Raw genomic sequence first — 26,446 nt, 5'->3', positions numbered from 1 at the left:
ACCTGAACAATATTTATGTGCCTTCTGTCATATTTCAATAAGTTGTAAACTACGACAATAACTTATTCGTTGTATTGGTTTATTAATTACAAGGTATTTATCAAAGTCGCTTTATGTTGAATATTACTAGAAGACAATTTCTTACCATGGTAGGAGCTGCTGGCGGCTCCTCGGCACTACTTAAAACCTCTCTCGCTTTAGGTCTAATGCCTGATGAACCATATAATGGTCCCGTTAAGGTTAAACCCGCTGCTAAAGGGCAAAAACCTACGGCACTTATTTTAGGTGCTGGACTAGCTGGTTTATCTACAGCCTTAGAGTTAGAAAGAGCAGGCTACGACTGTACTATATTGGAAGCGTCTTTTAGGCCTGGTGGTCGTAATTTAACCGTACGTAATGGCGATAAAATTGACGAAATGGGTAACCCTCAAATTTGTCAATTCGACAACCAAGACAACTTATATTTTAACTGCGGTCCAGCCCGTATTCCTGGCCATCATAGACGATTATTGCATTATTGCAAAACCCTTAACGTGCCATTACAAATCAAAGCTAACAGCAGCAAAATGGCGTACTTTCAAGATGATAAGTCATTAGGTGGCAAACCTAAACGAATAGTCGAATATCATACTGATGCCCGTGGATTAATGTCTGAATTACTATGGAAGTCAGCAGATTCAAATCATTTTGATCAACTTTTAAGCCAAGAAGATGTCGCTAAGTTGAAGAAGTTTTCGAAAACTTACGGAGACTTAACAGAAAATGGTAAATACATAGGCAGTGACAGAGGTGGCTCTACTAAGGACCGTATGTTGGATTATCCAGCTCCTCATACACCTATTGAGTTAAAAGCTATGCTTGATAGTAGCTTTTGGTATGGCGGCCTATTAGGTTCAGAAACCTACGATTGGGCAGAGCCTTTAATGGAGCCGACGGGCGGCATGGACAATGTTATCAAAGCGTTTCTAAGAAACCTGAAGAAACAACCTGTTCTTAATGCCCAAGTGAAGAAAATATTTAATCGCGATAGCGCCGTAGAGGTGACTTACGAGCATGGCGGTAAATTCCATACTGTTCAAGCTGACTATTGTTTTAATAATATCCCAGCTCACTTTATGGCGGGAATTGAAAATAACTTCTCGACAACCTATCAGTCTGGTTTAAATGCTATCAAGCGCGGCCATTTGTTTAAAATTGGTTATCAGATGAAAGAACGTTTTTGGGAAAAAGACGGTATTTACGGTGGTATCAGTTATTCGAAGGATGCTATTGGGCAAATTTGGTACCCCTCACACGATATTCATGCTCCAAAAGGAATTTTATTGGGGGCGTACACCTGGGATGAAAAATCTACCAAAATGTTTGAAGCCTTATCACAGGAAGAGCGCTTGAAAGCAGGTGCTTTATCAGGTGAAAAAATCCATCCTGGCTACAGCAAATATATAGAAAACGGTATCACTATTCCGTGGTCTAGAATGAATCACCAAATGGGTTGTGGTTTACGTATGACCCATGACAATTTTGAAAAGTACTATCACCTATTACAAAAGCCTGAAGGACGTCACTTTATGATTGGCGACCAAATTAGCCACCATACTGGCTGGCAAGAAGGTGCGTTAGCTTCAAGCGAACAGGCATTACAACAACTAAATAAGATGTTAGCAGCCAGTTTTAATTTTGGAGGTGACACTTATGTTAGTTAAGGGATATTTGGCAGCATTGTTTTTAAGCTTAGCTGTATTTCAGGCCAATGCTGAAGAGGTGGTGACACCTGTTGGCTTAGAGTACTGTACCGTTTGTCACGGTGCACAGCTCAAGGGTAACGAAAATATTCAAGCCCCTAGATTATCTGGTTTATCAGATTGGTATTTAGAGCGCCAACTTCTTAATTTTAAAAATAGAGTAAGAGGCGATCACCCAGATAATTTAACGGGTGGCGAAATGATGCTGATGGCTAAGAACCTATCAGAGCAAGAGATAAAAGATATAGTGAAATGGGTAGTATCCACTGAGTCTCCAAAACCAATGGCAACTGTTGAAGGTGATATCAAAGCTGGCGAGGCGCTTTTTCAAACTTGTGCTGCATGCCATGGTGCTAACGCTAAAGGCAACGAAATGCTAGGAGCACCTAATTTGAGCGGCCTAAATGATTGGTATATATTTAATCAGTTAAACTACTTTAGGTTAGGTATGCGTGGTACCCATACTGCAGACACATATGGTCAACAAATGCGAGCCGTTAGTAGTGTGATCACGTCAGAAAAAGACGCAGCAAACTTGGCTGCATATATTCATCAATTAAAATAGCAGGAACAACATTTATGAAAAAATATTTATTACTAGCTGCAACTAGTTTGTTAGCAACGAGTGCTCTAGCCGATGTGACTCGTCATGCTTTACCAAACAATAGTACGTTTCCTATTTCTCGTGCAGTTGAAGTATCTCCTGAAACAACACTAATTTTCCATAGTGGCACAGTTCCTGGTCCTGTTAACCCAGATGCTGAACGTGGTAGCCGAGAGTACTATGGTGATACCGAAACCCAAGCGCTAAATGTTTTTAAACGTATGGAAGATTCTTTTAAAGAGTTAGGTGTAGGTTTTGGTGACATTATTAAAATGCAGGTTTTCTTGGTTGGTGACCCTACAATGGATGGCAAAATGGACTTCGCCGGTTTTATGAAAGCTTATACCAAGTACTTCGGTACTAAAGAGCAACCTAATAAACCAGCTCGTTCTGCTTTTCAAATAGCAGGATTAGCAGGTGGTCCGAATATGCTAATTGAAATTGAAGCAGTTATTGCTCGCCCTAATTAGTATTTTAGCCACTAACTACTCCGAGTTAGTGGCGTTTTTTCTTGTAAATTATTAATTTTGAAGTCCTTTTTTATTCCCCCATTGTAAAAAGTATGAGAAATTATTCACACCCAATTTAGGTTTGTGTGAGTAATATGCAAAACAATAATAAGACCATTCTACTTTCTATCGTATCTTCCTTAACCTTGTATTTTCTATTGGTTTTCTGGGGACACAACTCTGCCATTTCGGCAACTGCTGCCATTACTTTATGTACAGCAATGCTTTGGGTGACAGAAGCGATCCCTATTCCAGCTACCTCCTTAATTCCTTTTTTTGGTTTTCCTATGGCTGGAGTCATTGACTATAAAGAGGCCGCTTCAGCATTGGGAAGCCATGTGATTTTGCTGTTAATGGGCGCTTTTATGCTTTCAAAAGCCCTTGAAAAATCAAATGTTCATAGCCGATTAGCCTATTATTTAGTAAATATTACAGGTGGTAAAAGTGCGAAGCGTTTAGTGCTAGGCTTTATGTTAACTGCTGCCATCTTGAGCATGTGGATTTCAAATTCAGCTACCACACTAATGTTATTGCCCATCACTTTAGCGGTTTTGAAACATGTTAAAGATCCTCGTTTGACCATAGCCATGTTACTGGGGATAGCCTACGCCGCCAGTCTTGGTGGAGTAGGGACGCCAGTTGGAACACCACCTAATATTATTTTTATGAGTGTGTTTTTAGAATCCCAAGGTAAAGAGATTAGTTTTCTAGAATGGATGAAAACAGGTGTGCCGATTGTATTAATTGGGATCCCAGTTATTGCTTGGTGGTTAACCCGAAAGTTAGATGATAAACAAACTTTTATACTTCCAAAATCAGGTGCTTGGCTTGCAGCAGAAAAGCGGGTACTCATTATATTTTTAGGCATAGCATTGGCTTGGATGTTTAGACCTTATTGGACAGTTTGGTTAAATATGCCTTCAATTGGTGATAGCACAATCGCCCTAGTAGGGGTGCTAATAATGTTTCTTGTGCCTAGTGGTAATCAAGCGGCAGTGTCAGTGAAAACAGAGGATAAGAAGAAAGTAACCTTTGGTGAAGCTGTTGAAAAACCACAGTCGGATAAACTTTTAGATTGGGAAACGGCCACAGATATTCCGTGGGGGATGTTATTACTCTTTGCTGGCGGAATTTGTATTGCGAAAGCCTTCTCTGCATCTGGTTTAAGCGAGCTTTTAGGCCAATTATTGACAGGGTTATCAAGCTTGCCTGTTCCTTTACTTATCTTATCCATTTGTTTGTTTGTAACTTTTTTAACTGAAATTACATCTAATACAGCCACAGCAACTTTATTAATGCCAATTTTGGCAGCAACTGGTATGGCTGCTGGGATTGACCCTGCCTTGATGATGATGCCTGCGGCAATTAGTGCAAGTTGTGCATTTATGTTGCCGGTGGCTACTGCGCCTAATGCAATTGTTTACGGTATGAACAAATTTAGTATTCAAACTATGGCGCGAGAAGGGGTGATGTTGAATATATTTCTAGCTTTTATTATCACAGGCGTTAGTTATTTTACGATTTAACATACTGGTATAGGGATTATTTTATTGCTGAAAACATGGATGTTTGACCAATTTAGACAGGTAATATCTAGTTAGCTTTGTAATCTTTTGTAACATTTCAACTAGGCTTATTACATTATTTTTAAGCTTTTCTGGTTGTAATTTTTAGCATATTAACATGTTGTTTTAATGTGCTTTTTATTGACACAATCGCAACATTTCACGCTATGCACCTTAGTGGTGCTTTTGGCATGTTTTTGGTGCTTTAAAATTTTAACTCTCTTCTAGCTCCCTATATATCTAGTGTCAAAAACAATGGCATTAAATGTGCTTTGTTGTTATTTGAGTGCAAATTGTAATTTGTACTCCTTATCGAGCTAAGCTCAATTTAATAATAAAATAAAAAAGTGGTGTTATGGAACTGGAGTTATTGTTGTTTGTTGCTACCTTGTGTGTAGCCGGTGCAGTTGCGGGAATAACCTCGGGGTTATTTGGCAACGGTGGTGGGTTTGTAGTCGTTCCAGCTTTATTAGCGGTGTTTCCGTTTTTTACTGAGTCTTCTGCAGAGTTGATGCAAGTAGCGGTTGGTACTTCATTGGCATCAATTATTATATCGAGTACTCGATCTGTTCAGGCTCATCATCGTAAAGGCGCTGTTGACTTTACAGTTTTGAAAGATTGGGCTATTTGGCTAATATTAGGCGTGTTGGTTGGGCTTTATATTGCTTCGCAAACTAGCTCAAATGTTTTGATTCTAGTGTTTGCTACCGGTGTTTTCTTTTATTCAATTTACTTTTTGTTTCCAAACCTGTTTGCAGGGAAAACAGATTCACTAGATATGCCTAAAGGGATCGGTAAAGCTGCACTTGCTACGTTTTTAGGTGGCTTTTCAGCTCTATTGGGAATTGGCGGCGGCACCATTACGGTAATGACTATGGTGATATGTAATCGCCCGGTTCACCAAGCAGTTGCAACTGCTGCTGGGGTTGGTTTCCTTATTGGTTTACCAGGCGCTATTGGGTTTATGGCAATGGGCCATGATGTACCTAACTTACCTTACGGTACATTTGGATATGTGAACATTCCTGCTCTAGTGGCTATTAGTATCGGCTCAATTATAACGGCTCCTATAGGTGCCAAGTGGGCCCACAGTTTAGATGAAGTTCTTTTAAAGAAGCTTTTTGGCGTGTATCTGATAGTGGTGTCAATTTGTATGTTTTATAAAGCATATTAAGACTCAATTATAAAAATTAAGGTTAAAAATTATGACTGATAAATTAAGTAGACGTTTATTTTTACAAGGATCGGTAGCAGCTTCTGCTCTTGCTGCTAGTGGTATCATTACAGGGTCAGCAGTCGCCGCTCATCATAAAGGCCCCGCTGTTACGTATGGCCCCAAACCTGGGATAGCAAAGCTAAACGCTAACGAAAATCCTTTTGGACCGAGCCCTGCTGCTATGAAAGCCATAATGGAAGCCAGTACAAAAGGCGCATACTACGCTTCAGACCCTTATAAAGTTTTGGTAAGTATGATTGCTGAAAAAAATTCAGTTAGTACTTCGCAAGTGTCTTTAAGTGCAGGCTCTAGTGGTGTTTTATCTTATACCGCTGTGTTGGCTTCAACAAAGGGGAAAATATTGGGTCCAGATTTATTCTGGGACACCACAGCTAAAATGCCTCAGAAAATTGGTGCGGGTAAAATCAAGCGCACACCAAAAACAGCAGATTTAGGGATAGACCTAGATGCTATGTATGCGGCTATTACTCCTGATGTTGCTATGGTTCAGATCACCAACCCAAACAACCCTACGGGGCGTTTGCTAGATCCTGTTAAGTTACGTGAGTTCTGTATAAAGGCATCTAAAAAGGCGTTAGTTCTAGTTGACGAAGCATATAACGAAGTAACTGATATGCCAGAAAAGAACTCAATGATGTCATTAGTAAGAGAAGGCCATAACGTTGTTGTTGCTAGAACATTTTCTAAAATCTATGGATTAGCGGGTATGCGTGTTGGCTATATGATAGCTTCTGAAGAAAATACAGCAGAAATCAATCGCTACAGTTTAGGCGGTTATTCAATGAACCAAGCTGGTTTAGCGGCTGCAATAGCAAGTTATAATGATGAAGCATTTTTAAAAATGTCTAAATCTAAAATTGTTGAAGGCAGAGAAATGATTTTATCTGCTGTTAAAGACAATGGTCTAGTTGCCTTGCCTTCTGAAACAAATTTTGTGTTTGTTGATTTAGGTAAAGGTAATGCTGATATATTCCGCAAAGAAATGGAAAAGCAAAATGTGTTGATCCGCGGTATTTACCGTGATTACACTAATTGGTCTAGAGTAAGTACAGGCTTAATTCCAGATGTACAAAAGTATGTAGATGCAATGCCAATTGCACTGGAAAAAACCTTAGCTCAATCTTAATCAGTAGCTAAAGTCATGTTGCTAACAACTTAAAATCTGAGTTGTTAGTGACATTTGTTGTTACAATCTTGTCTTCTGTTTTTTGTAAATTACTGAATATTTCTCATTTTTGTTCATTGTTTCACCTCTGTGGTGCTTTACTACTCCTTTCATAAACTTCTTATTTAAAATCACTCAAAAGCCCTTTAACTTTGGCTGACATCACAGTTTTTTTCTCTTATCTGGGAGTATTTCTATCCCATTAGTGCTTGAAAGGCCTAGATATTATCAAGGTTTAGCAAACCTTTCGTTAAGATTCTATGGAGCCCTTTAAGGTATTGATGAGTTATTTTAGTAACAAAGTGTTACCTAGGGCGACAAAGACTAACAATACTTCTTTGCATCAAAAAGGTGCGTTTTAACTGTTTTTGCCCAAATTAGTGAGCTTTTGCCCAAGGGTGAATCTTTTGTTTATCCCTTTATATTGTACTTAGAAATTATTTTTCTAACTGCAATACCCCGCACGCCGCATTTTTAATGGTTCTAACAGGGTATAGGAAAAATATTGCACCCATGGATAATAATATCGGTTCCGGTTGGCATCTGAGTTGCTTTTTTAAAGTCAGGGAAGGTAATAACTTACCTAGCTTTTACCTAGTAAGTGCTTTGCACAAGATTAGTACACAAGAATAGTTAACAAAGTACTGATTAAAGATTATTCGGTAATTCCCAAATTATAAAGCGCACAATAAAATTGTCACAATAAGAGGTAATACATGCTTAAGCTACACACACTAAGTCGTTCTATTCGACGCAATTTACCCGTAATTGCGGCCAGCACTGGTTTGCTAATAACATCTCCTACTATCTTAGCTCAAGAAGAAGCGGCAGATGATGCGAGCACAGAACAAATTGTTATCACAGGTTCTCGTGGTGCACCACGATCTGTAGCAGATTCTCCTGTTCCAGTAGATGTGTTCAGTGAAGATGACTTGGTTGCTGTTCCGTTTACTGATACCAACGATATTTTAAAAACATTAGTTCCTTCATACTCACTTGGTCGCCAGCCAATTTCTGATGGTGCATCTTTTATTCGCCCAGCTACGTTACGTGGTATGCCGACTGATAAAACTCTAGTTTTAATTAATTCTAAGCGTCGTCATAAATCAGCCTTAGTTCAAATCGGTGGTTCAGGTACACAAGGACCTGATATTGCAACAATTCCATCGTCTGCTCTTAAAGGTGTTGAAGTATTACGTGACGGTGCAGCCGCTCAGTATGGTTCTGATGCGATTGCCGGTGTAATTAACTTTCAATTGAAAGACAATAGTGAAGGTGGTTCTTTATCTCTAGATATGGGGCAATTTTACGAAGGTGACGGTGAGCAATTTACTGTTACAGGTAACATAGGTTTTGCTTTAGGTGATAAAGGTTTTGTTAGTGTTTCTGGTGAAATCTCTGACCAAAGCTCAACTTCACGTTCTGAGCAATACTGTGAATCATGGGCTTGTGTTGATTCAACGTCTGAAGATTTCTTATCAGGATCTGGTTTTGATACGTCTCTTTCTGGTTATACAGAAGAGTCATTTATAGCTGGTTTAGGTGATGCTAACCTTGGTGGCGAAAATGTAGTTCAGCCTTGGGGTCAACCTAATGCTTCAGCACAACGTTTGTTTGTTAACGCTGGTTACGAGATTAACGACACCACAAGACTTTATGCTTTTGGTAACTACTCTGCTAGTGAAAGTGACGGAAGTTTCTATTATCGTTACCCTGGTAACGGTACGATAGAAAACCTTCGTAATGAAGATGGTTCTTTGTATTCTCCACTTGAGAAATTCCCTGGTGGTTTTACCCCGCGTTTCTTTGGTGATATCACAGATATTTCTATCGTAGGTGGTATTGAAGGTGAATTTGCGAATGAAATGACATATGACTTCAGTGGTCGTTTTGGTTCGAACAAAATCGAATATACCCTTAAAAATACTATCAACCCATCTTTAGGTGAAGATTCTCCTACTTCTTTCCGTCCAGGTGATTTGATTAACGAAGAATTACAACTTACTGCTGATTTCACTCAGTTTGTAGACTTAGGTATGGCTAATGAAGTGTTGTTTGCATTTGGTGCATCTTACATGGAAGAAAGCTATGAGCTAGTTGAAGGTGATGAAGCTTCTTATATCGCTGGTGACTTTGCAACTTCAGACCCTTACGGATTCTGTGCCGATGGCGCTGAAACTGCAGCAGGATTAGCTGTTATTGCAACAGGCTCTACACTTGATTGTTCTAACCCTGATGATGCGGTATACAACGTAGTGGGTGTGGGTTCAAACGGTTTCCCTGGTTATTCACCAGAGTATTCAGGTACTTATGAGCGTGACTCATTTGGTGTATATGTTGATGCAAGTACTGATATTTCTGATGCATTTTTCCTTCAAACAGCTTTACGTTATGAAGATTATTCAGATTTCGGTTCTGAGTTAGTAGGTAAAGTAGCGTTTAAATATACATTAACTGACGAAATTAACATGCGTGGTTCTGCAGGTACTGGCTTCAGAGCACCAACTCCTGGTCAACAAGGTACGACTAACGTATCTACTCGTTTACCAAATGGTTTACCTGTAGCGACTGGTTTATTCCCTGCGTTAAGTGATGTTGGTCAAGCACTAGGTGCAGAAGCACTTAGACCAGAAACGTCTGTTAACTACTCGTTAGGTTTCTCTGGTAGCTTTGACTCGTTAACTACTACTATTGATTTCTACAGAATTGCTGTTGACGACCGTTTCTATGCTGTTTCTACTTTAGATGTGTCTACTGATGAAACTTCAGGTGATGCATATGAAAACTACCTAGCATTGGTTTCTGCAGGTGTTGAAGGTGCAGAGTCTATTGGTGGTGTTAACTATTTCCAAAATGCATTTGATACCATTACTACTGGTGTAGACATTGTTGCTACATACACTATGGATGACACTGTATTTACAGGTTCTATTAACTACAACAAGACTGAAATTGATTCTGATGCTTCTGAGTTTTTAAACAATGAAAATCAGTTTGATTTAGAAAACAATGCTCCTGTATTTAAAGGTGTAGTATCTGCTAAGCATGATTTTGATGCACTTAGCGTATTAGTTCGTGCCAACCTATATGGTTCATATGAGAACGCTATTGATTCAGATGCTACAAACATTCAAGAGTACGACCCTACTGTATTCTTTGATGTAGAGTTAACATACTCAATAAGCGACTCTCTAACTCTAGCAGCTGGTGCTCGTAACTTGTTTGATACGTACCCAGATGAAGATGAAGGTGATGAATGTTGTGGTGCTGTTTACTGGTCTAGCAATGCTGTTGACTGGCAAGGTGGTTACTACTACGCACGCTTAAACTACACTTGGTAATCTAAAGTTTATTTAAGTTAGTTATAAGAAGCCGTCACTTGTGACGGCTTTTTTGTGTTTAAAGGATAGCGTTTTAAAGGGGAGTTGAGTGTAGTTTGCATTTAATCTGCTTTTATATCGAAAGGAGTCGATCTTGTGGTTGTAGGCATTATGACAACTAAAGGGCCGAAAAGGCGGTGACGGTTTGTCAGTGCTTTTGGTTGAGGTTGCTTAACCTGAGCTAAGGATAAGAGTATCGTTAAAACTGATGTTAACGATATAATTCAATGGCTTGGTGCGGCCTACCCAAACCTTTCTAGTTAAAGGCTCACTCAATGATGAAATTTTGAGTGTATAGCAAGACGGATTGTCGTACCTAATAGGGTGTTATTGAAAAACCATCCAATGAGGATAGGCACAAAAAAAGTGTTAGCGAAAGGGTTGGCTTATCCAGTATTTAGATAAGTACATAAGTAATATAGTGAGAAATTATTTAACATGCGATGTTGAAGGGGACAAGGAGAGGTTCATACATAATTGACAAACACCCTCCCAATTAGGATGAGAACTTAAAAGTATTACTCACTCCCTTCGTCAGTCTCTACCTCTGGCCATTTATAACGATTGATTGTTACTACCATGCCAAAGAGAGGGTGGTCAAAATAGTGTATCTGTTTACTAATCACTCTTCTTAACTGGTCGAAATTAACACTTTCTAAAACCTCAACTTGCTCATGGTTATCGTCAAGGGAGTTAGCAGTTTCTAAATTTATTAACTGTGTGTTTGTAACAATAGGGTGGCGATAGTCAAGATTACTGTCTATGTGTAAATAGGGTACGCGGCCAATATTTCTTAAATAGACGGCGAGCTCTCCGTCTATTTGCCATATATCGGTTTTTACAGCTTCAGATTGCTCTTCGTCTATAGCTGCTGCTTCCATTGTAGTTAAAAACTCTGTTAGGTTTAGCTCCACAGAGTCATCCAGGACTTCATCTATTTTTGCAAACAGGTTTGTAGAGGAGTCGTCAGCTGATAAATTTTTAGTCGTATCAAGTGTATTTAGCTGCTCTAATCGCTCAGATTCTGGCACGTAGGTGATGTCGTCTTCGGCTAATAAGCTATCAAATAATGCATCAGTATCTTGAGGTAATGGCTTACCATTACTCATATAGGTATCACCATAGTTTTTACCAGCAAATAATCGAATAGCGTTGGCATTTTCGCGACCAAAGCTTACTTGTTGGCGCCATGCTAGGTGCAACAAGGGCGTGATACCTCTTTGGTATTTGATACTTTCATACAACTGATCCATCTTAAAGGTATCCGTTGGTAGCAAGAAGGCTGACATTTTTGTTTGCCATTCAATTCCGTTTATTTTCACGGGGACCTTAGGCACTAAGTCTTGAGGGTAGGTATTACTATTCGCCGGGTTTAAAACTAATTTTGGCTCAATTTGTTGTGCGTAAGCACAGGGCAGTTGTTTGGGTATTTGCCACTCAATGTAAGACATAGGAGTAAGCTGACTAACATAGGCTTCTGACTCTTGCTCTTCTTCGCCTTCGCCTGTTAAATCAATTACCTTTGTATTTGTAGCATTTTCGGTAAATTGTGAGCTTTGCTGTGTGGGGATTAAAGCTTCCGTAATAGTGGCTTCAGAATTTGTATCGGGGAAACTCAGTTCATCTAAGGCATCTGATAAGCTATTAACCCACTCTGTATTAGGAAACTTATACTTTTGCTGTTCCGCTTTTGATATTTCTTCTTGTTTTGAGCTCTCGCAATAGGGGAGGCCAGCGATTAAGTAAGAGATATCTGGGGTTAAGTAAGGGGTCAGTAAATCTAAGGTATTCGCTGTCTTAGGAGCTAGACTCGATTGTTTAAAGGTTTCTAATACGTCATCAGACTCAAGTGAGCGTTCAAATAAGATCACTTCTACATCAAACCACCACTCTTGCTCTGCCCCTTTTACTTGCTGGGATGCAGCTAAAATTCCTATACCGAGTAGGGTTCGTTTCAGCGTATTTAGCTTGAAAAAAGGCTTAGTAGTAGCGGGTAAAGTGTTTAATTTGTGTCTCATTAAGCAGCTCTTAATTGTTGGCTAAATTCATTTAACATATCAGTGAATAGTTTAAGTCTATCTTTGGCTGAATCAGTAGGCACGTTAAATTTCAGTTTTTGTGGTCCATCTAATTTATAAATTCTGGGTTGTGATTGAATTAGTTTAATGATGAAGCCCGGATCAATCTGGGTTTGTTGCGAGAATTCCACAAAGCCACCTTTGTTGGTGCCTTCCATCTTAGATATACCTATTTTTTTAGCTGTGAGTTTAAGCATAGTTACATCAAGTAAATTTTTAGCGCTTTGAGGTAACAAGCCAAAGCGGTCAATTAACTCTATTTGGAACTCGTTAATTGCCCGCTCGTCTTGGCAACCTGCTAGTTTTTTGTAAAGAGATAGTCTTTGATTCACATCTGGCACATAGTCATCAGGAAATAGCGCTGGTAGTCTTAGGTCTATATCCGTTTGTTCTGATAGCGCAGAATCAAGTGACGGCTCTTTACCTTGTTTTAGGGCTTCAACGGCCTGTTCTAACATGTCCATGTACAAGGTAAACCCTATACTTGATATTTGTCCCGATTGACCATCACCAAGTAGCTCTCCGGCCCCTCTAATCTCTAAGTCGTGAGTAGCAAGTGCAAATCCGGCTCCCAATTCTTCTAATGAAGAAATTGCTTCTAAACGCTTCTTAGCATCTTTGGTTAATCGCCTTGGATGTGGGGTCATCAAATAGGCATAGGCTTGATGGTGAGAGCGGCCCACACGTCCTCTAAGCTGATGTAGTTGGGCAAGGCCTAAATGGTCAGCTCTGTCCATTACTATAGTGTTGGCAGAGGGCACGTCAATACCGGTTTCGATAATTGTGGTACAAAGTAACACATTAAAACGTTGATGATTAAAGTCAGACATGACTTTTTCTAGTTCGCGTTCACGCATTTGGCCATGGCCAATTACAACCCTTGCTTCGGGAACTATCTCGGCTATTTCTTCTGCGGTACGCTCGATTGTGTCAACTTCATTGTGTAAGAAATATACTTGCCCACCACGAAGAATTTCCCGCATTATGGCTTCGCGGATCAAGTCCTTGCTACGCTGTTGCACAAAGGTTTTTATGGGTAAACGTTTGGCTGGAGGGGTAGCTATAATTGATAAGTCACGCATACCACTTAATGCCATATTTAAGGTTCGTGGTATTGGCGTAGCTGTGAGGGTTAGTATGTCTACATCTGCCCGCAAGGCTTTAAACTTCTCTTTTTGGCGCACACCAAATCTGTGCTCTTCATCAATAATTACTAAACCTAGATCATTAAATTTTAGTTTTTCTTGAAGCAGAGTATGAGTACCTACCACTATGTCTACATTACCTTCGCCAATGGCTGATACGACTCGCTTTGAGTCTTTTGCACTAACGAATCGAGACAAAACCTCAATGTTAAAGGGGAAATTAACAAAGCGTTCTTTAAAGTTTTCAAAATGCTGATGGGCTAACAATGTGGTAGGCACTAAAACCGCAACCTGTTTGCCTTGGTTTGCAGCAATAAAGGCCGCACGCATCGCTACTTCGGTTTTACCAAAGCCTACATCACCACATACCAGCCTATCCATTGCATTGGCCGATCCCATGTCTTGTATCACGGCATTGATGGCTTTTTGTTGGTCAAGGGTTTCTTCAAAAGGAAAACTATCAGAAAAGCTTTGGTACTCATCCCATGCAATTTTAAAGGCGTAACCGGGCTTAGCTGCTCTTTGTGCATAAACATCTAGTAGTTGTGCTGCAACATCACGCACTTTTTCAGCTGCTTTAGACTTAGCTTTTGACCAGGTATCGGTTCCTAAGTGGTGCAGGGGAGCGTGCTCTATATCGCCACCGCTGTAGCGACTAATTAGCTGTAAAGAAGATACAGGCACATACAATTTTGATTGTTTCGCATATTCAATGGTGAGGTATTCTGTGGTGATACCACCGGCATCTAAGGTTTGTAATCCTAAATATCGTCCAACACCATGATCAAGGTGCACCACTGGTTGGCCAAGCTGTAATTCTGCTAAGTTACGAATTATCGCACCTTCGTCAGTACCTTGGCGGGTATCACGTTTGCGCCTATGGCTTATTTTATGGCCAAGCAATTCTGTTTCGGTAATAAATGCAACGGCTAAGTCTTTATCTTCTATTAAAAAGCTAAATTCTGCTGCGCCAACTGTAATTCCAATTGGATCATCACCGTATATAAACTCATCAAACTGCTTGTGATTTTTGGGTTTGATTTGAGCTTTATTTAGTATTTCTAGCAAGCCTTCTCGGCGACCTGCCGATTCTGCACTAAATAGGACTTTTACTTTTTGCTTTTGCCACTCTTCTATTTGTTGTTTTAAAGACGTCCATGGCACCTTGTTTTGGGGCTTAAGAGCAATGTCGCCGATAGGCTTAGTATTGAAGTTGTAATGGCCAGCCTTGTTATCAATAGGGTCGCTTGAAATCTGTACCCTTGGCCATTTTTTCAAGGCTGAAAACAGTTCTTCTGAACGCATGAATATATCAGCAGGGTCTAACAAAGGACGGGCTAAATTGTAACGAAGTTGCTCGTAGCGATTGTTAACATCTTTCCAATAGTTGTCATGGGCTTGTTGGATATCCCCATGCATCAATATGGTGGTATCTTTATTAAGGTATTCAAATAAAGATGAAGTCTTTTCAAAAAACAGCGGGAGATAATATTCTATACCGCCAGGCATTAACCCTTTACCTACCTGATAATAAATAGACTCTTTGCTGTTGTTGGCATCAAACTTAGTTAAGTATTGTTGCCTAAATAATAGGGTAGCGGCCTTATCTGTTGGAAACTCACGAGCTGGTAATAGCCTTATTTCATCTACCTTGTCGCCAGAGCGTTGAGTGTCTGGATCAAAGTGCCTAATACTATCTACTTCGTCATCAAACAAATCGATACGATAGGGGTGACTACTCCCCATAGGGAATAAATCAATAATACTCCCACGAATAGAGAACTCACTATGATTCATGACTTGATTAACATGTAAGTAGCCAGCACGCTCTAAACCAGAACGAAACTCCACAATATCAAGGGTTTGTTGTACCTTTAAAATGAGTAAATATTTGCCAATGTAATCCACTGGCGCCATACGCATAATCAAGGTATTCAAAGGTACTATAAAAATACTTCGCTCATGTTGAGTTAGCTGATACAAGGCTTCTAAGCGCTGCGAAACTATATCTTGATGAGGCGAAAAGTTATCATAGGGTAGGGTTTCCCAATCAGGGAATAACTGCACATTAATACTTTGATTAAGTAAAAAGTAATCAAGCTCTTTTTCTAATTTTATCGCACTTGGGGTGTCGGCTGTAATTAATAGCAAAGGGCCGTTTGCTTCTTCAGCGGCTGTGGCAATGGCCAGTGCAGCACTACTCCCTTGCAAGCTGCCCCAGTGGCGTATGTCATTTTTAGATTTTTGAGTGTTACTAGGTAATGGCGGTGAAAAAATACTGTGAGTCATTAATTGTTTTCGTTTTGGTTCATATTTTGAGTTTTACGTTTACGCAAGTTCGCGGCTTGCAGATGTAAACTGGCTCTGACCAGTAAGTCTTGGTCTTTATCTCGTATACGGGAAAATATTAGCGATATATGGTACGTATCCTCTACTTGCTTACAAGCAATAACTTCAGCGAAACAAAAAATAGCCGCAGCTTCTTCCCTTAAAAATAGCTTTACTTCAACATTGGCCCCTAAATCCCAAGGCTTTGTCGATTCAACTACCAAACCGCCTCCGCCAAACTGAATGGATTGATGGCTGTTAGCTTGATCGGCATGTTGCTGCAGTATTAGGGACATCATCAAGTCTATTTTTTTAGACTGATGGTTTAGATATTCCGCCAACTGAGAGGCATGTTCACCTAAACTTAATAAAGGTCTTAATGCTTTACTGTCAATCTCGGATAATTCATTGGCAATTTGAAATTCAAATGGCATGTGTTCGCCAAGCTCTTCAGCATTCGGTAAGGTAAATGATGGTTCTAACAAGCGCATATTCACCGGAACAACATGTTTTATCATGAAAAACTCTTCAAATTGTTCGTACTTTTGCTCAAGCGTTAGGTGCTGCATAGGATCTCCGGCGTTAGCTTTGCTTGTTAGATTTCATTCAAGCACGTATTATTCAACAACATTTTAGAGTATACCAATACTTAACAGGTTATTTTTCAACTGTTTATAACTAAATAAGAACCACATTCCCATGTTTTATCCTGTTTCCGCCTTTATCGGTTTACGTTACGCCAAAGCCTCAAAGGGCAGTCATTTTATTGCGTTCATTAATTTTTTCTCTGTGGTGGGGATTGCCTTAGGGCTATTAGCGTTAATTACGGTTTTGTCTGTGATGAACGGTTTTGAAGGAGAATTGAAGCTTCGTAATTTGGGAATTACTCCCCATGTCCTGGTCACTCCTCACAACGAAGCAAATTATGAAAACATAGATTTTGAAAGTATCCCAAGTGTTTTAGTGGCTAGCAGCTTTATAGAATCTGAAGGGTTAATACAATCATCACAGGGATTACAAGGGGTGATATTTCATGGCGTAGAGCCCAACGTTATGGAGCAGTCCTCTGTGGTTGCTGAAAATATGTTAGTGGGGCGCTTTAGTAATTTACAACAGGGCGAATACGGAGTGGTGATTGGCCGTGCCTTGTCATTGAAGTTAAACCTGCGAGTGGGTGATAAGGCCCGTTTATTGGCGTCTGAAAGTAGTTATTTCGGCCCGTTTGGAAGAATGTATAGCCAAAGAGTTTTTAAAGTGGTGGGGATTTTCAATATGAGCTCTGCTTTGGATGACAAAGTTGTCATGCTGCATATTAATGATGCCGCCAGATTATTAAGAGACAGCACCCAAAACTTAGCCAAGGTACGTTTATTTTTAGATGATGCCTTTGACTATAAAACGGTAGTGGAGGAATTGAGCTCCCATGGTTACCAAACAACTAATTGGCGTGATCGCCAAGGCGTTTTATTTGACGCGGTTAAAATGGAAAAAAACATGATGTCCTTAATGCTGCTTCTTATCATAGCGGTGGCAGCCTTTAACATAGTTTCAGCACTGGTAATGGTAGTGTCTGAAAAGCAAGGAGATATTGCGATACTGCTTACCCAGGGCATGACACGAACGCAAATCATGTGGATATTTTTAATAAACGGCGCTTATAACGGTTTGAAGGGCACTATTATTGGGGTTTTACTAGGGATCCTTGTTGTTAGTCAAATTAATAACATAATAGTGATGTTAAATATCCCAGTGTACTTTGGTGCTAACGGGCAAGGGCTGCCAATTGACTTGCAATGGCCACAAGTTCTTATCTTAATGGCAACGTCTTTAGTATTATGCTTTCTAGCAAGTGTGTATCCGGCGATAAGAGCGGTTAAGGTAGAGCCCGCTGAAGCACTTAAGTACGATTAAAAAGCTCAAATGTTAGGGTGAATTGAATGTCGCTTCGATATACAATACCGCGCTCATTAACGTTTAGGCAAAATTCACTAAACGTTTCATACAGTTAAGGTTATCAGTTCAATGCAAAAAACATTTATTACCGCCCAAATGTTACTAGAAGACTCATTCCGAGTTGCGGCTAAAGTATACGATAGCGGTTTTCGCCCTAATTTTATTATTGGTATTTGGCGTGGCGGCGCTCCTATAGGTATTGCAGTTCAGGAATATTTTGATTTTAAAAAAGTTGAAACTGACCATATTGCAGTGCGCACCTCTTCTTATTATGGGATTGATCAACAATCTAAAACTATCAAAGTACATGGCTTACATTACTTGATAGAAAACGCAAACGCTGATGATTCCTTGCTTATAGTTGATGACGTGTTTGACTCAGGGCGAAGCGTTGATGCTCTCATTAAGCAAATCAAAAAGTTATCACGGGCAAACATGCCTAAAGATGTTCGTGTAGCTTGCCCTTATTACAAACCAAGCAACAATAAAACAGAAATGGTGCCAGACTACTTTGTACATGAAACTGACGAGTGGCTGGTGTTCCCCCATGAAATATCGGGGCTAACGCCAGATGAAATTCTTGAAGGTAAGACAGACTTAAAAAATGTCATGCACCTACTAAAACAAGACTAATCCCTTGTTAGTAAACACATAAAATTAAAAAAGGCAGGCTCTCTGCCTTTTTTTTTGAGTAAAATTTAATAGTGAAATCTATTTTTACTTAGCCTAAGCCAAGGTCTGCTGTCAGTTAGTAAACTTGTGCTAGTATAATTTTGGTAAAAACCTAATACTGAATCACTACATTGTGAGTTAATCTCGGGTATTAAATTATGGATCAACTGCTCGCCAAACGCTATTTATTACAAAAGCCATTCACCATAGAAGACTATCCATTTGGTGAGGGAGTAGCTGTGTTTAAAGTGAAAACCAAGATGTTTGCTACTTTGTCACTAGGGAAAATGGGTAAGGGAAAAGCCAAGAATAGCCAAGGTGATGGAGTATATTGGATGAACCTTAAGTGCGATCCAACTCACGCCATTGAGTTAAGAGATATATTCCCATCGGTAATACCCGGTTACCACATGAATAAAGTACACTGGAATACGGTAATACTTGACGGCTCTATCCCTCAGGGAGAAATTGAGCGCATGATAGACCACTCGTTTGAGCTAGTAGTGGCAAAAATGACTAAGAAAGACCAGCAATCAATCCAGATAATGCTTTAGTGTAATAAAAAGCAATTACATATTAGAACTTAGTTAAACTCTGAAAAGTTAAAGCGTATTGAGAACGACGATTGCACATTTAAACTATTTTTCTAATTGAAGACATAGAAGTTTAATCACCTCCAGATGATGTATATTGGTCAACTAAGTTCAAAATATGTTGTTTAAAGGATGGATATAATAATCTATTTCCATGACCAGAAAGATGATCTCCATCGAAATACAAGGGTAAATTTCCATCATACGAGGAGCAGGTTTCATCTGTACATAATATTTGAGTCGGGTCCCAAATAGTCACATTAGAAAGTCTGTTTTTTATTATTGTTAAGGATTCAAATGTAGGCTTTTTAAAATTTTCGAAAAATAAACGTGATTCATTATTACCTTTACTGCATATCGGATTGCTTTGGGTATACCAATCTGCACATCGAAAGTTAATATAATTAAAGACGGGCTTTGGTGCATCCAAAACTATCATTGGAGTCTTAGATGAGAGGTTTTCTAGTAAGGTTAATGTTTCTGCCAGTGCTAGCTTCCTATTTACTTTGGATTCACTGCTAAACTGCAAATCAATTATTGTTTGAGGATCACTTGGGTGGATACTAGCTTGGTTGGCTAACCTATACATTTTAAGTGTAGCAAGAAAAATAATATCCTGGTTGGTTGCTTCATCTGTTATGGTTTTTAGCCATTTGGTAATTTTCTTATAACATGGGTTTTCTGTAACTAACACAGGGGTCTTTAAGTTACTTACACCGCAACCACCTTTAGAATATACCTTTACTTCTAAGCCTGTCTCTTTGGATAATTGTGCAAGCATTTTTTCATAGGCCCCAGCATGAGAGTCACCCAATACATACAAAGTCCTTCCTGAAAGTTCTAAATTTAATTCTGGTGTAGGCATACCTGTATAAGGAGACCAAATATCTTGATTGGCTGTATTGCTTAAACTCCTCCAAGGTTGTGAGTCAAATCCCTTATTCGATAAGAAAAAGCACGTAAAAATTATAGCTAGTCCACCAAACAGTATATTTTTGCTACTTAGCTCTTTGATAAAGGTAAAATGCGGAAATTTAGACTCTAATGTGTAAAAAGAAATAAATGACAATACATAAGTTGTTACCAAAGCAAATGTAATTTCGATTAATGATTCTAGCCCCACTGTCCATCGAAAAAGGGCATATGTCGGCCAATGCCATAAATATAATGAGTATGATAGTTTACCAAAATGGACTGCATAAGAAGATTTAAAAATGTTTAACATTTTTTGAGATTCATTATGACTGTTGACAATGGCGTGTATTAAAAAGCAGGTTCCTAATACACTAAATATCGCCCAAGGAAATGGAAAATGTGATTTATCAGCAAAGACTAGACTAATTAAAATCGAAATTAAGCCTATTATTGTTAAATGTGCAGTACTTAACAGTATAGGTGAACGCCAACCAGTAAGGTGAGCCTTAAATAAGATTGCACCTGCCGCAAGCTCCCAAAATCTGCTTGATATTAAATAATACGCATGGTTACCGTTAGTGGTTGTATGGTAATAACAAAAAGCGAAAGACAGTAAAAATAAAAAGTGAAGTGAATATTTTAATGTTCCTTTTGTCCAAAGGTAGAACAAAAATGGAAATATTAGATAAAACTGCTCTTCTACACCTAAACTCCAAGTGTGTATAAAAGGGTTGAATTCTGCACTAGGAGAGAAATAGCTATCAGTATTGAACGCAAGTATAAAATTGCTTACTCCAAAAAAGGCCGCTAATGCTGTTTCTTCAATTGTACGACTGACATAAAATTTTGGAATAAATAAAACAACGATTATACTCGTAAGAACTATACAAGCTAACAACGCTGGATAAATACGTAAAATTCTTCGTTTATAAAAGTCAATAATAAATGCGCTAAATGGCTGACCTTTTCTACTATTTAATGACTTTGCTACTACATAACCTGAGATAACGAAAAAAACATCGACACCTGTAAAACCACCAGGTAATAATGCTGGATCTAAATGGTATAGTATTACACTAAGCACGGCTAGCGCTCTTAACCCATCAATTCCTTTTATAAAACCCAGTGTCATAAAAAATCCATTGTTGTCATTAAGCGTAAAATTTTATGGACGTAGTTGACAATATGCAAGGCTAAATTTTTGTATTCTTACCAAGTAAGGCTTTAGGGTTATAATAAACCTGCATTGCTGTTAGCTTATAGAAATACCATTTAAAACTGAAATTGAGCGCATGATAGACCACTCGTTTGAGCTAGTAGTAGCAAAAAATGACTAAGAAAGATCAGCAATCAATTTTGCTGCATCTTTAAGATGCATTACTAAATACGTTTAGTTGCAATTTTATAAACAGAGTTTCTTTCTATTGTTCCTTCAGCCACAATTGAAACAATGACTTCCAAATCACGAACTTGATAAATTAAACGATAGCCCGCTTTACGAGGTTTGATTTTATAACAGTCTTGTATACCGTTGAGGCGTAAGGCTTAAACTTCGTCATTGGGGCAGAGTAATTCTTTTTTTGAACCGAAGTTAAATATTATTCTGAGTCAATTAATCATGAAATCTTGTTAGATCAGTTGTCGGTTTACATTAAATGTAAACTGGTAATGAATTTATTGTCATAATATCTAAAACGAAGTGTTGAATCGGGTGGTTTGTTTACTGATTTCAGACAAGTCATCTTATCAGACTGTCCATAAAACCCGCTGATATCCAGCTTTTATCTTTATGAGCTAGACAACATAATGGAAAATAAACCTGTTTTTTACAGGCGTTACATGGATGACATTAATGTGTTATCGACGTTTAGGTGGAAATTAAGGAAGGCCATTAAAACCATTATTGGAAAAATAGATAAAGGGGTTGACTTCCTAGACTATCAATTCAAAAAAGAACACATAACGATTTCAAATTGAAGAACCATATTCGTCGATTAACGCAGCTTTATGAGCAAAAAGCACCTACCAAATAGGCAAGTGCTTTTTGATGATTATCGACAACGTTGGGCGCAATGGGTGAATGCAGGTGTCGAATGCAATTTATTATTTAAAGTGACTTACGACGTATTACAAACCCTAAAAGACCCAACCCTAAAATTGCAAGCGTAGTCGGCTCGCTGACACTGACAGCCAGGTCATCTGAACTGACTAATAAAGTGCTCCAATAGTTATTTGTTAAGTCAAGATACGAATCAAATGAACGGTCAACCCAGTCCACCAATACTATCTGATCACGCCACGGAAAGGTATCCGCGAGCTGGTCCGTGTAATCCGAATATTGCAAGAAAGATAGCCCATTCGTACCATCAAACCATCCTAAGGTATTGTTGTAGCTAGAATAATGCCCGCTAAAGCTGGTATTGAATCCTATGACATCAAACGTCGCATCCCACACGGAGTCATCGCCGCCAGCAACATTGGAATTGTAATCATAAGCAAAAAGTCGCCCCGTACCATTATAGTCCGGATTCTCGTAATCGGCGTCGACGCTGTCCAAATTAGCGACATTAGCCCACATGGTATAAACCTCGTCGATAGTAGGAAGGCGCCAACCTTCCCATTCACCACCTTCGCCCAATTGTGACGCAACATAATTATACGATTGGTTGTTGTTCTCACCAAAATCTAGCCATACTAGTCCAGTATCTGTGTCTTTATATGCGTTGTAATCATCTGTGTCGGCATCGATGATGGCTGCGTTAGCATTAAACATTGTTGCAGCGAAGCCAAGAAGTAAAGTATTTAGTAGTTTCTTCATGCGGATTTCCTTTTGTTGCTGCATCTGTTTAACTTATTTTCCCAAGTTACCTTTGGAGCCTTTAATAAAATTTCATATTAAAAAGCATACAATACTTTAATAAGCATATAATATGCCGAGATGTACTTTTTTCGTATTAACAATAAGTTATAATGATAGATAATTTTACGATTTGTATCTTTGTAAAATTATCTGACAATCTGTTTTAAAAGTAATCTCGCTGTAACTGCGCTAATTTCTCAGTCACCGATTTACTAATGGGTGTGAATTGCCCAATACGGCGCTTGGCTAGCTCTTTTTGACCTTTCACCAGCAATGATTCTATGTAGTGAAGCCACGTTTGCTCTTCTAACTTACCCCCACTGACGGAGTAAGCCATTTTAAATCGCTCTAGTGCTTTCTCTTTTTTTCCTAGCTTTAATTCAATACTGCCGAGGGTATCGAGTACCATGATGTTATCTGAGGTAAGTGATAATGCATTAAGCGCATATTTGTGGGCATATTTTAATTGGCCCTTTTCCATTAACAAGTATGCGAGATTGTTGTGTGCGATTACACTATTAGGGCTCAGTTCTATCATTTGTTGGTATGTAGTTATTGCATTATCAGTATTGGTTGTGAGTAACAAGCCAGCATAGAGCAATTGATTTTGCACGTCGGCTGGCTGCTCTTGTATATGTTTTCTTAAAAAGCTAATCGCTTTATCTTTACCATGTAAGCTGCTGAGCGCTTGAAAGATTAATTTGGCGTTGCTTGGTGTTGGCTGCGCTTGATAGGCAATAGTAAGATTTGAGTATGCTGCCTGAAAGTCGCCGTCGATTAACCCAGCTTATCCTTATGATTTATTTTTTTGTGCAGCCTCATCAATGGCAGGTAACACAAACAAATCTACAAATTCCAGCATGGCACTGTAACGCTTTTCTATTGGCAATGACTCAAAACGTTGCTTTGCGCTAGCATCAATGATGGATATGGCGTGTCTAAATGCACTTAATTGCGATGCATCTATATTGGTCAATTTCTCTTCGCTGCCCGCGTCTTTGTTTTTTAAACATTGACCTAAGGAAAAACGTAATGGATTATCTTCTATGCCATTAATGTATTCCGTCACTAGCAAGGTCACGAGCAGACCATAGCAAAATTTCTCTTGGTCCATATCTATCGGTGTATCTTCTTGATTTGAAACCAAACGCATCAAGTTATAACTGTTATATAGGCGTTTTACCTGACGGGCATTTCCCAAAGCAAATTTCTCATGCCAATAAGCAAAGGCAGCTTTTTGTCTATCACTTAAACCAAAGTTTTGTTTATTTGCTATATTGAGTTGCGGTTTTGGTAAGTCTGACACCCATTTGGCTAACTCTTGTTCTGTCGCGCCTTGCTCTACAGTTTTTTCAGATTTCCCCGGATCTTTGCTTTGTTTTTGATCATTAAGTATTTCTGTTGAATCTTTATTCGCTAACCAATCAAGCCAAGGTGGTGAGCCTGGTTTATCTTCTGGATCTTTCCATAAATGGCTCATATAACCTTTTAAAGTATTGGAATCAGCATCGTTAACGACTATGGGTAGTTGGATCATCTTGGCTAAATAGTCTCGAGCTATGGACTTAGCATCATTCAGCTGATGATGCACCCTTAGTTTTTCGTAATGCAAAGCCAATGCAGCTAAAGCAATACGTTGGTCTACAGCCACTACGACTATCACTTGAGGTAAATCAAGTACCAAGCGAATGGCTTCAAAGGTTTTAACGATACCTGCTGGACTGCATCTGTCTAAATCATCTACCACAAACAACAAACGTCTGCGTGGTAATATTTTTCCGAGTCCGTATTGATTATTCCCTTGTTCGGTACCCAAACGGATATTCACCATCAACTCAATATCATTACGCATTTCAGATATTTGGCCAATGTGCTTTGCATAATCTGGTAGTTTCAAATAACTGAGTAATTCTTTGGTATAAGGCTGAGCAAGTAACACTTTAAGCTCTTTAGGTATACGCCATATGGCAAACAAAGCGGTAATAATGGCACCTAATCCTGTTACCCCTTGAGATGACAGCAGCGTGTCTTTGCTCAAACCAGAAGATAAGCTGTAATTCACCAATACCAAGGCTAGCGTCGGCCAAGCAACCAACATAATGAGTCGCCATGGGTACTTAGCAATCATAAACCCCAGACTTAATCGAGTACGCACTGTTAGTTTCCAAAGTGCCACGGCGAGCAAATTTTTAAAAGGCGTACATATTCTAAGTAACCAACCTTCCCCTTCTGAAACATCAACTGTGTAAGAACAAGTGGTTAAGCTTTTAATGACTTCATGGGCCATAGCCGCTTGAGGATTTTCACTGTGTTCGTAAGCCCAAGCATTAAATTCACCAAATAAAAAGCCACAACTTTTATCTTGTTTTTCTTGAATGGCTTGTTTCAATAACTCACAAACACGGGTTTTACCCGCGCCCCAGTGACCGAGCAAACCCACAGTTAAATGTTCATTGTTCTCTTTATGAGTTAGTAAATCTCTTAAACCATTAACTAGGTTTTCACGACCTAGTTTATCTAACAGCTGGACATCACTTTCAGCAGCAAGAACTGCACTAGCTACATATTCTTCCTGTGAATTTTTAATGCCAACTAAAGTTTTGTTCAATGCATCGGCCGATGTTTGAGAGCTTCGCTGAACCTCTCTGATCAGACGCTCGACAGCTGGTATAAACATATTTTTATAAATAGTTAACACGGGGCTGTGTGCCGTATATTTCCACAAAGGTAAACCTGCAAGTTTACCAATACTTAGCCCTTGCTGTGCTTGTTCTAGATCAGGACCAAAATTCTGTTTTAAGTCAGCCCCTGCAGCTATTACGTCTTCGGATGTAACATGATAATTTGCTGCTGCTTTGCTGTACTCATCAACAGCATTAATACCTTTAATAGCCTGTTCTATGCAACCATCCTTAGCGTTACTATCTGTACATAAAAGAGCAGCATTAGCTGTGGCAGCAGCAGCGATATATACGCTTTTGTAAGCAGCATTTTTGAAAAAATTATCATACTCCCCGTGCCAACTATGACCAGTCTTGCCGTTTGTTTCGTTAAATCGAGCATTTGCCTCCTTAACAAGAGCCTCCAGCCTATTGATGGCGGCTTGTATTTGTTCAAACTTTCTTGAGCTAGGATTTGAAAGTGATAGGGAAATGACCTTCTGAATAATAAAAGATATAGCTAGAAGAAACGATGCTCTATTATCTGGGTAATCACCACTTTGAGTATTCGCATCGTTATTAATAGGTGCATCTCTATCTGTTTCCAAATACCCTAAGCGCTCTTTATGCCCTGCCAAGGGTAGTTGCCGCAAGGCGGCTCGAGCTGCTAATAAAGCAGGAAACAAAGGGTCTTTATCATATAGTTTGAAGAGGATATCTTCTAGTTGGCCTTCAGGAAGTGTTTTAACCTGAATTAAACGCGTGAAATTGTCACTTTCTTTCATGATGCGTCTGCTTTACTTTGTGATTCTGTATCCATGAATCAGCTCTGATTGTGAAAATATAGCCTTGATGTTAAAAGAATTTACCCAAGGAAGAAACCAACAATATTATATTGGTAACAAAATAATACCAAAGACACTCACTTTAAAAATAGTAGAAAACAACATTTTTGATTAAGTCATTTTCCTGATTTTTTCGGATTTATGGTGAGTGTTTTGCTAATTTTTAGAATGGGTGTCAAGATTAGTCGTCAACTC

Annotated in this window: 17 protein-coding genes; 10 read left to right on the top strand and 7 right to left on the bottom strand. The window is 39.0% G+C overall.

Annotated elements, in window-relative coordinates; genetic code table 11:
- The first annotated feature begins 113 nt into the window (after positions 1–113).
- From ACMUMK_RS08320 to ACMUMK_RS08290, 7 genes are all read left to right on the top strand, one after another.
- Complete coding sequence (locus tag ACMUMK_RS08320) at positions 114–1,703, top strand: flavin monoamine oxidase family protein (RefSeq protein WP_414700667.1); 1,590 nt, start codon at positions 114–116, stop codon at positions 1,701–1,703.
- Positions 1,693–2,307: a c-type cytochrome gene (locus ACMUMK_RS08315; RefSeq protein WP_414700666.1), complete on the top strand. Its 615-nt coding sequence runs from the start codon at positions 1,693–1,695 to the stop codon at positions 2,305–2,307. The genes ACMUMK_RS08320 and ACMUMK_RS08315 overlap by 11 nt, the downstream gene beginning before the upstream one ends.
- A gap of 14 nt (positions 2,308–2,321) precedes the next feature.
- Positions 2,322–2,816: a RidA family protein gene (locus tag ACMUMK_RS08310; RefSeq protein WP_414700665.1), complete on the top strand. Its 495-nt coding sequence runs from the start codon at positions 2,322–2,324 to the stop codon at positions 2,814–2,816.
- A 134-nt stretch (positions 2,817–2,950) separates the two neighbouring features.
- On the top strand, positions 2,951–4,381 hold the full coding sequence (locus ACMUMK_RS08305; RefSeq protein ID WP_414700664.1) for an SLC13 family permease: 1,431 nt from the start codon (positions 2,951–2,953) through the stop codon (positions 4,379–4,381).
- Between the two features lie 394 nt (positions 4,382–4,775).
- Positions 4,776–5,594: a sulfite exporter TauE/SafE family protein gene (locus ACMUMK_RS08300; protein WP_414700663.1), complete on the top strand. Its 819-nt coding sequence runs from the start codon at positions 4,776–4,778 to the stop codon at positions 5,592–5,594.
- A 31-nt stretch (positions 5,595–5,625) separates the two neighbouring features.
- A complete protein-coding gene (locus tag ACMUMK_RS08295) occupies positions 5,626–6,783 on the top strand; it encodes a pyridoxal phosphate-dependent aminotransferase (protein WP_414700662.1) in 1,158 nt (385 codons plus the stop codon).
- A gap of 755 nt (positions 6,784–7,538) precedes the next feature.
- A complete protein-coding gene (locus ACMUMK_RS08290) occupies positions 7,539–10,163 on the top strand; it encodes a TonB-dependent receptor plug domain-containing protein (protein WP_414700661.1) in 2,625 nt (874 codons plus the stop codon).
- A 557-nt stretch (positions 10,164–10,720) separates the two neighbouring features.
- On the opposite strand, the gene ACMUMK_RS08285 is transcribed toward ACMUMK_RS08290, so the two are convergent.
- From ACMUMK_RS08285 to ACMUMK_RS08275, 3 genes are read right to left on the bottom strand one after another with little or no spacing between them, the layout of a single operon-like run.
- On the bottom strand, positions 10,721–12,220 hold the full coding sequence (locus ACMUMK_RS08285; protein ID WP_414700660.1) for a CsiV family protein: 1,500 nt from the start codon (positions 12,218–12,220) through the stop codon (positions 10,721–10,723).
- Entirely contained in the window at positions 12,220–15,714 is a 3,495-nt protein-coding gene (gene mfd, locus ACMUMK_RS08280; RefSeq protein ID WP_414700659.1) for a transcription-repair coupling factor, read from the bottom strand. Before mfd ends, ACMUMK_RS08285 begins: the two co-directional genes overlap by 1 nt.
- Positions 15,714–16,322, bottom strand: a complete 609-nt coding sequence (locus ACMUMK_RS08275) for a PilZ domain-containing protein (RefSeq protein WP_414700658.1) — start codon at positions 16,320–16,322, stop codon at positions 15,714–15,716. The genes mfd and ACMUMK_RS08275 overlap by 1 nt, the downstream gene beginning before the upstream one ends.
- A 130-nt stretch (positions 16,323–16,452) precedes the next feature.
- Here ACMUMK_RS08275 and ACMUMK_RS08270 point away from each other — a divergent pair, with 130 nt between their 5' ends.
- The 3 genes from ACMUMK_RS08270 (at position 16,453) to ACMUMK_RS08260 (ending at position 18,932) form a co-directional block, all read left to right on the top strand.
- Positions 16,453–17,664: a lipoprotein-releasing ABC transporter permease subunit gene (locus ACMUMK_RS08270; protein WP_414700657.1), complete on the top strand. Its 1,212-nt coding sequence runs from the start codon at positions 16,453–16,455 to the stop codon at positions 17,662–17,664.
- A gap of 111 nt (positions 17,665–17,775) precedes the next feature.
- A complete protein-coding gene (locus ACMUMK_RS08265; RefSeq protein ID WP_414700656.1) occupies positions 17,776–18,339 on the top strand; it encodes a phosphoribosyltransferase in 564 nt (187 codons plus the stop codon).
- Positions 18,340–18,536: 197 nt separating this feature from the next.
- Positions 18,537–18,932: an MmcQ/YjbR family DNA-binding protein gene (locus ACMUMK_RS08260; protein ID WP_414700655.1), complete on the top strand. Its 396-nt coding sequence runs from the start codon at positions 18,537–18,539 to the stop codon at positions 18,930–18,932.
- 112 nt (positions 18,933–19,044) lie between these two features.
- Here ACMUMK_RS08260 and ACMUMK_RS08255 read toward each other — a convergent pair whose 3' ends face one another.
- From ACMUMK_RS08255 to ACMUMK_RS08240, 4 genes are all read right to left on the bottom strand, one after another.
- Positions 19,045–21,018: an acyltransferase family protein gene (locus tag ACMUMK_RS08255; protein ID WP_414700654.1), complete on the bottom strand. Its 1,974-nt coding sequence runs from the start codon at positions 21,016–21,018 to the stop codon at positions 19,045–19,047.
- 975 nt (positions 21,019–21,993) lie between these two features.
- A complete protein-coding gene (locus tag ACMUMK_RS08250) occupies positions 21,994–22,728 on the bottom strand; it encodes a PEP-CTERM sorting domain-containing protein (protein ID WP_414700653.1) in 735 nt (244 codons plus the stop codon).
- A gap of 181 nt (positions 22,729–22,909) precedes the next feature.
- Positions 22,910–23,524 (bottom strand): tetratricopeptide repeat protein, encoded by a 615-nt coding sequence (locus tag ACMUMK_RS08245; protein WP_414701389.1) that lies wholly within the window; start codon positions 23,522–23,524, stop codon positions 22,910–22,912.
- A 15-nt stretch (positions 23,525–23,539) separates the two neighbouring features.
- Complete coding sequence (locus ACMUMK_RS08240; protein WP_414700652.1) at positions 23,540–26,191, bottom strand: P-loop NTPase fold protein; 2,652 nt, start codon at positions 26,189–26,191, stop codon at positions 23,540–23,542.
- Positions 26,192–26,446 lie beyond the last annotated feature (255 nt).

It is taken from the genome of Paraglaciecola sp. 2405UD69-4 (assembly GCF_047525415.1).
Lineage (GTDB): Bacteria > Pseudomonadota > Gammaproteobacteria > Enterobacterales > Alteromonadaceae > Paraglaciecola.
This window is presented reverse-complemented; position numbering and strand designations above follow the sequence as displayed.